The organism is Alginatibacterium sediminis (assembly GCF_003610775.1).
GTDB classification, from domain to species: Bacteria; Pseudomonadota; Gammaproteobacteria; order Enterobacterales; family Celerinatantimonadaceae; genus Alginatibacterium; species Alginatibacterium sediminis.
Genome location: NZ_RAQO01000004.1, coordinates 711,834 through 725,193 on the forward strand (window position 1 = coordinate 711,834; position 13,360 = coordinate 725,193).

Annotated in this window: 12 protein-coding genes; 5 read left to right on the forward strand and 7 right to left on the reverse strand. The window is 41.3% G+C overall.

Annotated features, from left to right (window positions below; all coding sequences use genetic code 11):
• Positions 1–31: 31 nt before the first annotated feature.
• Positions 32–1,597, reverse strand: coding sequence for a GTPase family protein (locus DBZ36_RS06285; protein ID WP_120354057.1), 1,566 nt, complete (start codon positions 1,595–1,597; stop codon positions 32–34).
• Positions 1,584–2,675 (reverse strand): YcjF family protein, encoded by a 1,092-nt coding sequence (locus tag DBZ36_RS06290; RefSeq protein WP_120354058.1) that lies wholly within the window; start codon positions 2,673–2,675, stop codon positions 1,584–1,586. The genes DBZ36_RS06285 and DBZ36_RS06290 overlap by 14 nt, the downstream gene beginning before the upstream one ends.
• 385 nt (positions 2,676–3,060) lie before the next feature.
• Between DBZ36_RS06290 and pepT the strand changes: the two genes are divergently transcribed.
• From pepT to DBZ36_RS06305, 3 genes are all read left to right on the forward strand, one after another.
• The gene (gene pepT, locus DBZ36_RS06295) at positions 3,061–4,305 is read left to right on the forward strand and encodes a peptidase T (protein ID WP_120354059.1); all 1,245 of its coding nucleotides are present in this window, start codon (positions 3,061–3,063) and stop codon (positions 4,303–4,305) included.
• A gap of 132 nt (positions 4,306–4,437) precedes the next feature.
• Positions 4,438–5,052 carry a hypothetical protein gene (locus DBZ36_RS06300; RefSeq protein WP_147395001.1) on the forward strand — a complete coding sequence of 205 codons (615 nt, stop codon included), beginning with the start codon at positions 4,438–4,440 and terminating at the stop codon, positions 5,050–5,052.
• 97 nt (positions 5,053–5,149) lie between these two features.
• Positions 5,150–5,920 (forward strand): lipid-binding SYLF domain-containing protein, encoded by a 771-nt coding sequence (locus DBZ36_RS06305; RefSeq protein ID WP_120354061.1) that lies wholly within the window; start codon positions 5,150–5,152, stop codon positions 5,918–5,920.
• Positions 5,921–5,940: 20 nt separating this feature from the next.
• Here DBZ36_RS06305 and DBZ36_RS06310 read toward each other — a convergent pair whose 3' ends face one another.
• The 5 genes from DBZ36_RS06310 to DBZ36_RS06330 form a co-directional block, all read right to left on the reverse strand.
• The gene (locus DBZ36_RS06310; protein ID WP_120354062.1) at positions 5,941–6,117 is read right to left on the reverse strand and encodes a DUF6435 family protein; all 177 of its coding nucleotides are present in this window, start codon (positions 6,115–6,117) and stop codon (positions 5,941–5,943) included.
• A 239-nt stretch (positions 6,118–6,356) separates the two neighbouring features.
• Positions 6,357–7,544 carry a mannonate dehydratase gene (gene uxuA / locus DBZ36_RS06315; RefSeq protein WP_120354063.1) on the reverse strand — a complete coding sequence of 396 codons (1,188 nt, stop codon included), beginning with the start codon at positions 7,542–7,544 and terminating at the stop codon, positions 6,357–6,359.
• 21 nt (positions 7,545–7,565) lie between these two features.
• On the reverse strand, positions 7,566–8,330 hold the full coding sequence (locus tag DBZ36_RS06320) for an FCD domain-containing protein (protein WP_120354064.1): 765 nt from the start codon (positions 8,328–8,330) through the stop codon (positions 7,566–7,568).
• A gap of 42 nt (positions 8,331–8,372) precedes the next feature.
• Entirely contained in the window at positions 8,373–10,166 is a 1,794-nt protein-coding gene (locus DBZ36_RS06325) for a glycoside hydrolase family 2 protein (RefSeq protein WP_120354065.1), read from the reverse strand.
• Between the two features lie 50 nt (positions 10,167–10,216).
• Positions 10,217–11,203, reverse strand: a complete 987-nt coding sequence (locus DBZ36_RS06330; protein ID WP_120354066.1) for a TRAP transporter substrate-binding protein — start codon at positions 11,201–11,203, stop codon at positions 10,217–10,219.
• 291 nt (positions 11,204–11,494) lie between these two features.
• Here DBZ36_RS06330 and DBZ36_RS06335 point away from each other — a divergent pair, with 291 nt between their 5' ends.
• A complete protein-coding gene (locus tag DBZ36_RS06335) occupies positions 11,495–11,995 on the forward strand; it encodes a TRAP transporter small permease (RefSeq protein WP_120354067.1) in 501 nt (166 codons plus the stop codon).
• 26 nt (positions 11,996–12,021) lie between these two features.
• Positions 12,022–13,323, forward strand: coding sequence for a TRAP transporter large permease (locus DBZ36_RS06340; RefSeq protein WP_120354068.1), 1,302 nt, complete (start codon positions 12,022–12,024; stop codon positions 13,321–13,323).
• Positions 13,324–13,360: the final 37 nt, after the last annotated feature.

The following is a 13,360-nucleotide window of genomic DNA, read 5'->3' on the forward strand; positions in this document are numbered from 1 at the left end:
TGCTCAAGTTGAGCCATTACACATTTATAAACTAACCATTTCGTAGGCGTGATACTAGCCTTCGGCTTGCTTTACCTACTTTTTTCAATTGCGTCTTGAAAGTTACAGCTTTAGCTTGCGCATCGTGGCGCTGACGATTTCTTTGAATGTTTGCTGCCGACTGAAATTGCTCAACCAATACCTGCTTAAATTCATCATAGCCAAAGTGCACCTTATTAGGAGCAATGGATAGGGGTAAAATAATATCTGGGCAAAACAGCTGAGCGTTGTATTGAACAGCTTGGGTTATAGATTCGGCTTTGTCGCTGCATGGCTCTTCAATCCCATATGGCGGGTTCCAAACTGCTTGCGGTTGCAATCGGTCAACTTGATTTACGACAACAATTATTTTTGGTTTCTTGCGAGAAATGTTTATTGATAAGTTAAAATACTCATTGAATTTCGTTAGCAGACTTTGGTCAAGTTCCCTTGCAGCTTGGTCTGCTTTCAAAACCCAAACAACTAAATCAGCATGTATGATGTCTAGCAGCGCATTGTCTTCTGATCCTTTACTACCATCTAGGCCCTTTAAGTCCAACAAGCATAGCTGTTTATCGTCAATATTTACCTGGTAGGAGCAAGCATTCCTCGATGTAGGCAAACTATCGATCTCAGCAAGCCATTCCCCTGTTATAAGGTTGACTAACGATGATTTTCCCCCACCCGTTTGACCCACAAATACTATCCTAAAGGGTTCAAGCGCTGCAGCACCTCGTTTTTCATCTTTAAAGGAAATATCAGAACGTGGAATGGTCTCTGGAAGATTAAATCGACCACTATACAAATCAATGGCTACAGCTGCGACTTCATCCAAGAACGCTGTTTTTGCATTACGTTGTATCTCGTCAACAAGCCCCTTTGTCATTGCGGCAGTAGCTTGTTCCTTGCTTAGATCTGAAACGACTTTAAACGGATTGTAAAAAAGGTTTTTCGTATGATTTGCCCACAGTGCCACTTTAAACAATTTGTGGCCAAGGTCGCCATACTTGTCGTAGACATCAAAGCTGGTTTTCAGATAACTAAGTTTTATTAAGTCCGCTCCAGGTAAATGCTGCTCTATAACATGCCTATAACGTTCACTTATCTCTTCAAACAGTGCTAAACCCTCTGGAAGAGTAAATTCAAGGGGCTTTTTACCGAAATGCTGTGCGACTTGTCGTAATACTTCTAACGCCAATTGGTCTATTTCGGTCCAAAAAACTTGTGTTTGAGCAAGCTGTCTAACCTGCAATTTGGATTCGTTCCAAACTGACAGTTCAGCATCGGACCAATCTTCAGATGCTTTGACTAATGAATCTTCAGTTTTTATCCCAGAGCCTAAAACGTGTACCTTTGTCGCTTCACTTTTCCGTCCTAAAACATATAAGGGGATTGTAATGATCAAAGTGCTCAATGCGATTACCAGTGACAACTGTAATAGATAGCCATGTTTAAACGATAGAACTAAGCCGTAGCCCATCAAAATACAAGCTGGCAATAGTGAAGAAATCAGGAGTATTCCCCAGCGACCACCCGATAATAAATACAGTAGTTGAAAAAACTTCCTAAGTCTTATCATCGCCGCCTACCTGCTTACTTTGCTTTAATCCTTCATAAAACATAGCCTGAAGCGCTTTTTGAGACACTGGTTGATTTTTACTTTTATTATAAAAGTAATAACAGGCGGCTCTCGCTAATGCATATGAACTTGCAAAACTTAGTGTCGAGGCAGCAACTGCACCAACGGTTTGTCCATAACCAGGTATTATTTTCATAAGCTGCCTAAGCCCGTGTTTACTTGAATATTGCAGCGCGAAACTGCCCCCTATGCTTGCTATAAACTCAGTAAATGTTTTCTTATTCCACACAACACCATATTGATTGGCCAGACTTTGTAGCATCTTGGCTTGAATGCTAGGTACCGATACTATGCCTACAAGAGGAACAAGATCACTAGCTGAAGCACAACCGCAATACCAAAGTATCTCTTTCTTGAGGCGATGAAAGTTTTGAGCTTCAATACTACGGTGCTCTTGATCGTGTAACATCAATCCGACAACCGGAAGTTCTGTACTTATAGCGCAAATCATTTCATCAAAATTATAGACAGTGCCATTGCCTGTATCAAAATCAACACCTACAGAGATAAATTCAGATCCCCATACTTTACTCAATTGCGCTTCATTGAAACGTTGGTGACGTTCGCGATCATCAGGAGAAAGCTGCAATACTGCACTATGTATCACAATTAAGTGCTTTAGCTTATGCTTAAGCTTAGTGAGAACACTTAGCACTGCAGATTGTTCAGGGTCGTCGGCCTTCATGATGACAATTAATGCATGTGCTGATTTTTCTAGCTCGCTTATGTCAGCACTTGGGTCATAGTTCGCTTCGGCTAATCCTCGCGTATCAAGAAAGCGCATAATAGGCTTGTCCCTAGGGTACTCATATGCTGTTGACGTAGGGGTGCAAGGCATAAAACCGTTACCAATTATTAGCTCATCTAAACCGGCAATGCTTTTTATCAGGGATGTTTTTCCAGCTCCAGTTTTACCTAACAACCAAAGTGTTGGTAGATGTTTGCTTTGGTAGTTACCGGCCAAAATTAAGCTTGAATTCTGACTTGGGTTTATAAATTTCTTAATCTGATCGAGCATAGACACCGCTTCTTGATACTAGTTGATAGCAAAATAAGCTAAAACCGACGCTAGCTTGGGGTTCGAGTGACCAAACTAGGAGTTCCTGAAGTCTAACAAATTAAAACGACTTCACCGGCCACAAGATAGCAATCAATTACCGGCTAGAAATCGCTTAACTTATAAACGTTAGCGTATATATAACAATAAGCATGCACAATGTTCGCTTTCTTTACATTGTTTTAATCAGTCGCGCAATAAACAAGCAGGCTTTAGCAAACTACTCTTGCTCGCATTGCCATTCAACGCGTTTAAACAAATAATATCAGCTCTCCTTAATTCGATGTTCACATGCTAAACGCATTGATTTTTTTCATTTTACTAGCCAACTAAAATAGAGTCCGCAATGAAGACTGTAGTAGATCGTTTTTTACGTTACATAGCCATAGATACGCAATCCAATGCAGAACAAAAACATAGTCCAAGTTCCGAAGGCCAAATCACATTAGGCAAAATGTTAGAAGCTGAATTGCTAGCTATGGGACTAACAGAAGTAAGCTTAGACAACAATGGCTACCTCATGGCGCATTTACCGTCCAATACCAACAAGGATGTTCCAAGCATCGGTTTTATAGCTCACCTAGATACCGCTCCCGATGCTTCAGGAAAAAATGTCAAACCACAGGTCATCAAAAATTACCAAGGCAATAAAATTGCATTAGGCTCTAGTGGCGAATCACTATGCCCTACACAATATCCAAAGTTACTACAACTGATCGGTCATGATTTAATTACTACCGATGGTACAAGCTTACTTGGTGCCGATAACAAAGCAGGTATTGCCGAAATCATGACTGCTATAGATTATTTAGTTTCCCATCCTGAGATCGAACACGGGAAACTATGTATCGCATTTACACCAGATGAAGAGATAGGTCGCGGCGCAGATCTATTTAATGTCAAAAAATTTGATGCTCAATGGGCTTACACGGTTGATGGGGGCCCTATAGGTGAATTGGAATACGAAAATTTTAACGCATGCAGCGCAACAGTAATTTGCCACGGCGTCAGTGTGCATCCAGGTACAGCTAAAGATTCACTGGTAAACTCAATGACAATAGCAGCTAAGTTTCAGCTTGCTATGCCAGTGAACGAAACCCCAGAAACGACAGAAGGCTATCAAGGCTTTTATCACTTAGGCTCAATGAAATGCAGTATCGCTAAGACAGAAATGCATTACATTTTGCGTGACTTTGATCAGCTTGCAATGAAGCAGCGCAAGACATTCATGCGTGAACAAGTAGATAAGCTAAATACCAATCTTAACAAAGGCCATGTTGAGCTTAAAATCACAGATAATTACTCAAATATGAAATCTATGATCGAGCCCCACCCGCACATTATTGAATTAGCTAAACAATCAATGCTCGAGCTAAATATCCAACCTGACATTAAACCTATTAGAGGTGGAACAGACGGAGCGCGCCTTTCGTTCATGGGTCTACCTTGTCCAAACCTATTTACCGGAGGTTACAATTTTCATGGTATCCATGAATTTGCGAGTACTAATACGATGCAGCAAGCAGTATCTGTGATTGTTAAAATCTCAGAAAACCTAGCAAAGTCGGTATCACTACCCAAGTCATTGTGAATTTGGAAATCAGGATTTAGCCAATCCAAAAAATTTAATCTCAATTTACAGACAAAAAGCTTTATATTGTTGTCTAATACTGAGATTCTAACCAATTGATTGTAATGAATAAGTTCTACAGGGATGAATGGTTTGAAACAACTTTTACGCGTGTTGCAACTTGTTTGTATATGCTCTATTGCAAGTATGCAAAATAATGCAGTTGCCAACGAGAACCAAGATAAACCAACACTAGACTCAAGTTCTTTAATGGCAATGGCAGCTCGCTTGGAACAAAGTAATGCTCAAATGCAGACCTTACATCGCGATTTGGACACAATTAATGGTTTAACCCAGCAAATTAGTGAACAAAATGGTACGCAAGCCCAGCAACATAAACTCATGTTGGCTTCAACCAAGATTAATGAAGAGCTCGCCGATCTTGGTAAACTCATTATTTTTCATTCTACACAAAAGAATCAACTTGACCGATCATTAGGCTCGGTAGAACAGTCAATTAGTGATGTTCTTACTACGCTTACTAATGAGCCAAGCAATAGTGTTAGTTGCCAGGAAAACCTAGGAAAAACCAATTCAAAATTTCAACTATTGAAACCTGAACTAATGAAGTTTAAACAATATGACGTTAATGATGATGAGCAACGTGCCTTAGCCTACACCACGTTAACCGCCCTCATTCCATTAAGCATGTTGATTGGTGAAGTTCAGATGAACATACTCAGTTGCGCAGTTCCGATACCGGCTTAAGTTGTGCATTAGACTAATTATTCTCATCGGGATTATACTTGAGAACCTGATAGTACTAAGGTACGGTCTACTGAACTAAATTGAGGAAAGGATTCAGATGAAAATTAAAGCCATTGTCGTGCTTACAGGGCTGTTACTGAGTCAAAATGCTTACGCCGATTGGGAGTCGATAAAAAAATCTGCTGAAAAACTTGGCCAAGATATAAGCCAAAGCAGTAAGAAAACTTGGAAAGAGGTGAGTAGCTCAGCAAGTGAATACTGGCAATCCTTTTCGCAGTGGAGCAGCGACACTTATAATAAAGCTGGAGCTTGGACCAATGAATCAGTAGAAACCGGGAAGTCTTGGTTAGCGGAAGCCGACCAAGCAGTCTCAGACATGCTTGCAGAAGACGACCCAAAGCAGGAACAAAAAGCCATCGATACCATGGCCGATACCGCCTTGATCAGATTATTCAACACGACAGCAAGCGCAAAGCACCTTTTCGACCAAAGTTATGGTTTCGCCGTTTTCGACTCGCGCCAGTTTTCTTTAGAACAACTGGCTAAACAAGGCAGCGGTGTTGCACGAGTTAAGGGAAGTCAACAAACCTACTATTTGAAAATGACCGGCTTACCCATTACACAAGGGGGGGCAATCAAGTTCTATCAACAGGTTATTTTGTTCGAAGATCAACAAAGTTTCGATAGTTTTGTAGAGCAAGGTTGGCAAGCAAATAGTGACGCCGCGCTCGTCAAACCCAGCGAATCGTCTACTCTTTCAGCCACTTTTGTTGACGGTAAAGTAATTTATATGATCGACGACGAGGGTTACATCGTTAACCAAAGTATTTTAGGCAGTCAATACGGGGCAGCTCAACAGCCTAATTAACATCATCAATTTGCCTTGAACTACTTTTGTTGTAGTTCAAGGTCTTCAATTTCACGCCATAACTTGTCTGCGTCTGCACTGAGCATCGAATAGGTCATAATGTCTCCTCGTCTTTGGGCATGCATTGCGGTTTCAAGTAGATAATCATATTCTTTGCGTTTTGATTTCACCGGATCTCGCTTAAATAGTCCAAACATAGCAGTCTCTCCTCTTATTGCTTATATCTAATACGAGCATAGGTGGGCAAAGGTTCATATTTTCCAGATTGTTATACCAATCACAGTAATTTATTGATCACTATAGTTTGACTAAAACACCAATCTTTAGTACAACAAGTAAAAGACCAAAAATATAATGGGATTGGTATTATTGGGGCTTGATAAACAAAAAAAAGGCCAATAGAAATTGACCTTGAAATTACATGAGGTTTATTTAGTTATTTGGCGTCGAAAAACGCAATTTTTAAGGCTGCTTCCATCCCGCGAACCTCGGCTAAACCTTTAAGTCGACCAATGGCTGAATACCCTGGATTTGTGCGCTTTCGCAAGTCATCTAGCATTTGATGACCATGGTCTGGGCGCATAGGTATAAGGCGTTCATCGCCATGTGCACGACGACGTTGTTCTTCACTCAAAATAGCTTTAACCATGCCATACATGTCAACATTACCAGCCATGTGTGACGCTTCGTGAAAACTCATAGGATTCTCTTCACGTTGCGTTGAACGTAAATGGGTAAAGTAAACTCGATCCGCAAATGCTTCGGTCATGCGAACCAGGTCATTGTCTTCACGTACGCCATACGATCCGGTACACATTGTGATTCCATTGCTTGGGCTAGGAACTTCCGTGGTTAGCCACTCAATGTCTTCAATCGTCGACACAACTCTAGGTAAGCCTAAAATAGGACGCGGTGGATCGTCTGGGTGAACAGCTAGACGAAGTCCATTGGAATCACAAATTGGTGTAATTTCTTTTAAGAAATCGGCTAGATGTTTACGCAAGGTGTCACGATCAATATTTGCATACCGATCTAGCTGGGTTTGGAACTCTGAAAGTGTGTAACCTTCTTCGGCACCAGGTAATCCCGCTATAATATTTTTAGTAAGCTTTGCTATTGCTTCTGCTGACATGTCGTCGAAGTAAATTTTAGCTTCAGCTTGTTCGTGCTCGGTATAAGACTCTTTAGCATTTGGACGCTTTAGAATATAGATTTCAAATGCAGCAAACGCTATTTGGTCGAATCGAAGAGCTTTAGAACCATCAGGCATTTCATAAGCTAAGTCTGTACGGGTCCAATCAACGACGGGCATAAAGTTATAGCAAATGGTGTCAATGCCGCACTTTGCTAAATTGACTAGCGTTTGTTTGTAGTTCTCAATCCATAACTTGTAGTCACCCGTTTGAGTTTTTATTTCTTCATGGACAGGGACACTTTCAACAACAGACCAATTCATACCCTTAGCTTCAATTTCTTGTTTACGCTTTTGGATCTCTTCAACACTCCAAACTAGACCATTTGGAACATGGTGCAAGGCTGAGACTATGCCAGTTGCGCCCGCTTGCCGTATATCATCAAGAGAAACAGGGTCTTGCGGCCCATACCAACGCCATGTTTGTTCCATTGTCTTTCCTTACATCTAATATTAATTAATAATTGGGTTTTCATTAAATAGAAAACCATCAAATTCGGGGTGGTCAACGTCTGAAAATCCAAGCAGAGTTTGCTTAACGTTTTCCAAATGCTGCCACATTGCATCGCGAGCGGCTGCAGGGTCTTTACGTTGCAACGCGGCTAATATTTTTTCATGATCATGCAGCCATTTTTTACGGTAATCTTGATTACTAATATGTACATGTAATTGTTGCCACATAGAGCTGTTATTGCGGCGTACCCATAAATCTTTGACCATATCAGCAAGTACGCTATTTTGGCTCGCCTCGGCAATAGCGATGTGAAACATTTCGTCGCCATCGTAATCTTGACTATCGTTTTCTAGATGACTACGTTCCATTTCTAAAGCCTGCTTAAGCCTTGATATGTCATTCTTAGTCACTTGAGTTGCTGCAAACTCAGCAATACGGCTTTCTAGAAATTGCCGTGCTTGAAGTAATTCAAACGGTCCAACATCGGAGGTAGAGTGATCCAATTGTTTGTGCTTATGTGCTTCATCACTGACCGTATCACTGGGTAAGTGAGTGACGTAAACACCAGAGCCTTTGCGGACATTTACTATTTCTTGTAGCTCCAGCATTATTAGTGCTTCTCTAACCACCGAGCGGCTTACATTCATCATCTCTGCAATTTCACGCTCTGCAGGTAGCTTATCTCCCACGATAAATTCGCCAGCTTCAATTCTATCTTTTAGGGCTATCCCTACCTCTTGATATAGACGCTTAGGTGAATTCATTTACAACTCTTTTAACCTCGATAAACAGGGGCTTATTGCCCATTATTGCTGTAGTTCCAGCTTCTTGTAAAAATCACCAAGTAAACTAAAAGCATCCTTTTTGGTGAATTTGTCATTAGAAATTAGACCTTTGCGATTCCAGCCTTGTTGAAACATATTCTGACGACGTTCAACCCGAAATTCATAGAGTATCCAGGGAGAAATGCCTTTGATGTAATCCAATCGCTCTAGATATTCGATTTGCTCACGGTACACTTCCGACATATAAGCTTCACTAAAGAAACCTGAACTTGGCGCTCCTTTTCCAATGAACCCGTCAGCACCTGTTTCAGATATTACAACAGGTTTTCCTGGGTTGGAGTTTTCCCCGATAGCAATAAGCTCATCGAACACTTCTTCGTACCAACCGTAGTATTCGTTAATTCCGATCACATCTAATACGTCTGCTAAACGGTCTTCTATTTTGTTTTTTGCATGGTTGACCAAACAAGCCGCTGATAATAAACGACAAGGGTCAAACTCACGTGCGCTGTGACAAAGATCAGACATGAATTTGAGACGAGCGTCAGTATCAGCATTCTCATTTCCAACAGACCAAATAACAACACTTGCCCGATTACGGTCACGTTTAATCATTTCAAGTAACTGGTTTTGAGCATCCCTATATGTTGCTGGGTTTTCAAAATCAATTGCCCAGTAGACGGGAATCTCTGCCCACACTAAAATGCCATATTGGTCAGCTAACTTGGTAGCCATTTCATGATGCGTGTAATGAGCGAATCGCATAAAGTTGCAATTAAGTTCTTTTGCATGCGCAAAGCGTCGTTTTAAGTCTTCAACAGTAACCACTTTGCCATCTTGAATGTCATCTTCATGGACACTAATACCACGTAGAAAAATATTGTTGCCATTCAAAAATATCTCCGTACCACGGACCTCTATTTGCCTAAAACCAACCTGATCTTGAACACTGTCAGACAAGTATTGGCAATCAATAGTATATAGCTTTGGCGAATCTGGCGACCATAATTGTGGTTGACAAAGGATGTCTGCTGCGGCTTTACCAGAAACTACGGCAACTTGCTGTTTTATACCTAGTTCTTTTATTTCAAAATCTAAATAGCCATTTGGACCGTCTACTTCGATTTCGATATGTACGCAATTGTAGTTGTTATCGGGCTTTAAAAAGACATGCACATCGGTAATTGTAGCGAAGGGGGTGCGGATAATTTCGATGTCTCGATAAATACCACCATAGTTAAACCAATCGGTATTTCGCATCGGGACTCTGTCGAGGGTTCTAGTGTTGTTCACACAACACATAATCCAATTGCGACCAGAATTTAGTTTTCCCGTAAACTCGACAAAGAACGGAGTTGATCCCCCGTAGTGATTGCCTAAAAACTCACCATTGAGAAACACTTTACAATCATATTGCGCAGCACCTATTCGTAAGAAAACTCGTTCATTGCTATTTTTTTCAACATAGTCCCAAGCGCGGGTGTACCAAGCACTACCCTCAAAAAAATACCATTTCTCTTTTTGCATTTGCCAGCACGAAGGCACTGCGACGGTTTCACCTACGTAAGGATCATAATCCCAAGGCTCTGACCTAGCTTCTGCTGCACTGGGTTTCATTGCGTACCATCGTTGCCGTAATCCGGTATCTAGCAAGTCAACGGCAAAATTCCAGTGTCCATTAAGAGACTCAGTGTCTCGGCCAGCTACAAAGAGCATGTTGGTGTGATTTAGATTTTGAAGATTAAAAGGCACATCGTACTGTTCGTCATGCAAACTATTAATGGCGTTGTCAGCTAAATTGGATCGTTCTAACATTAGATCTCCTAAAAAGGGGGCAAAGCCCCCTATTCAATCAGGTAAATATACTATTGTGCTAAGGCATCAATAGCTGTTACATATGTTGCAATCGCTGGGTTATTCAAGGCTTCGTCATGCATAGGTTTAACCGCATCGACAAATGCTTGTTTTTCAACTTGAACAACTTTCACACCCATTTCATCTTGAGCTTGCTTAATCGCTGCATCTGTCATTTCTGACCACAAGTCTTTATGGAACATCATTGAATCTTTTGCGGCTTTTTTGAGCGCAACTTGATGCTCGCTACTTAATTTGTCCCATGATGTCGAACTAATAACGAGTACGTCAGGGATCATCGTGTGCTCATCCTGGCTAAATACCTTTGATACTTCACCATGACGCGAGTTAGTTAGTGCGGTTGGGTTGTTTTCAGCACCGTCTACAACACCTTGTTGTAATGCAGTATATAGCTCACCGTAGGCTAACGGTGTTGGAGAACCACCCATGAGTTTAATCATGTTCACCGCTGTTGGGCTTGGCTGTACGCGAATTTTTAGACCTTTTAGGTCTGCAGGAGTAAGAATCTCTTTATTTGCGTAAAAGCTACGAGCGCCTGCATCATAATAAGTTAGGCCTACAAAGCCTTTATCATATGATGCATCTAATATTTGCTCGCCAACCTCACCGGACATTGCACGGTAATAATGCTCGCGGTCTCGGAAAATATACGGGATGTTAAATGCGCCATACGCAGGTTCAAATGATTCCATCTCACTAGCATTTGACTTCGCCATGTCTAGCGCGCCATTTTGCAGTAGTTCCATAGATTCACGTTGTGTTCCCAATTGTCCATTTGGGTAAATCCGAATTTTTAACTCACCGTTCGTAAGCTCTTTAACTTCGTCAGCCATAAACTGCATTGATTTATGCACCGGATGGTTTCGGTCTTGGTTATGGCTAAGCTTTAAGTTAGTCGCAGCTGTTGCTGAAAAAGATAGACTTGCCGCAACAACACTTGTGATGCACGTAGCAAGCAATTTCTTATTCCCAAACATAGGTATTCTCCATTTCTATAGGGTAGTTTCTTGTTATTGATATTTGGTAGGACCAAAGAATCAGTTCCAATCTCGAAACGGGATTTTGCGCTTAAAAATAATAGTTTCAATGCCTTTATCAGCCATTTAAGATCCTTGTCACACTTTTATCCCTCACTTTGGTCAGTCCAATTATTTGTGATCAATATCACTTGGTCTTACCAATTACATAACTATACTTGCGCTAAATTTTTCATCATCTAAGTATCATTGTTGGTGTTGTTCGATAGCACTTAACTCTCAGGAGATCTTATGAACAAGCTCATTTCTATAATGGACCGAGCGTTATCAATCTTTTGTATTTCACTAAGTAGTTTTTTGGTGGTCTGCGTGGTTTGGCAAGTGTTTTCGCGTTATGTGTTAAATGCACCGAGTACCATGACTGACGAAGTCGCTCGTTTTCTGTTTATTTGGGTAGCCTTAATGGGTGCCGCTTACACACTCGGTCAAAAACGCCATCTCGCTATTGATTTACTAGATTTTAAACTTGAACAAAAACCCCGTATGCGTTGCAAACTACATATGTTAATCAACGTTATTAGCTTTAGCTTTGCCTCTGTCATTTTAAGCTATGGGGGAGGTCGGCTAATGCTTAAAACCTTGTCTACTGGTCAGGTTTCACCAGCATTAGGAATCGAAATGGGCCTAGTTTACGCTGCAATTCCTCTGTCAGGAATTTTCATGATCTTGTACCTAATCAATGATTTTAAATTAAATTTAGCTCAGTTAAAAACCTTACCCAATTCACTATAAACGCACTTGCGTTAGGAGCAATACACATGGAATGGCAAGTTCTAATTGTCTTATTCGGTAGTTTTTTCATTTTCTTGGGAATTGGTGTACCTATTTCATTTGCGATCGGTATCTCTTCCCTATTTACGGTTTTATTGTCGCTACCATTTGAGCCTGCAATTGCGGTCATTTCGCAAAAGATGGCATCAGGATTGGATAGCTTTGCTTTACTCGCTATCCCTTTCTTCATTTTAGCGGGCAACATCATGAACCAGGGCGGTATCGCCATGCGTTTGATTATGTTTGCTAAAGTGTTAGGGGGTCGACTTCCTGGCTCTCTTGCTCATGTAAACATCATTGCTAATATGATGTTTGGTGCAATATCCGGCTCAGCAGTTGCTTCAGCAGCTGCAGTTGGCGGCACTATGGCACCGCTACAGAAGAAAGAAGGTTACGACCCAGCTTATTCAGCTGCCGTTAACATTACCTCGTGCCCTACTGGATTGCTTATTCCACCTAGCAATACCTTCATCGTGTACTCACTTATTTCCGGCGGTACTTCAATTGGCGCGCTTTTCTTGGCTGGTTATATTCCTGGGCTGCTAATGGGACTAGGACTAATGACAGTCGCAGGTATCATTGCGAAACGCCGCAACTACCCCGTTGACCAACGCTCTAGCCTGTCTCAGGTTCTTACCACTACTTGGAGAGCACTACCGAGTCTAGGGTTGATCGCTGTGATCATGGGTGGGATCATAGGAGGTATCTTTACTGCAACCGAAGCCTCTGCTATCGCTGTTGTTTATACCTTATTACTGGCAGTCGTTTTTTATCGCGAAGTTAGTTTACGCCAGCTACCAAAAATTATCTTGGAGTCAGTGGTTACCACTTCAATCGTGCTGCTACTCATTGGTGCATCAATGGGTATGTCCTGGGCTATGGCCAACGCCGACATTCCGTATATGATTAGTGATGCCCTGCTTGCCGTTTCAGAAAATCCGATCATTATCCTACTGATTATCAACTTAATACTTTTGATTGTTGGTATTTTCATGGACATGACACCAGCACTACTTATTTTTACACCCATCTTTTTACCCATCGCAATGGACTTAGGTATGGACCCTGTACATTTTGGGGTGATGATGACCTTCAACTTATGCATCGGTATCTGCACTCCACCAGTGGGTAGTGCACTCTTTATTGGTTGTTCAGTGGGTAAAGTCAAAATTGATAAAGTGGTAAAACCCCTACTGCCTTTCTACGCCGTGTTAGTCATTGCATTGATGTTGGTGACGTTCATTCCAAAACTAAGCCTTGCCTTACCGCAGTATTTCTTAGGTTACTAAGCAATTCAATTTCAAAGAAGTGAAGCGAGAGCTTCAC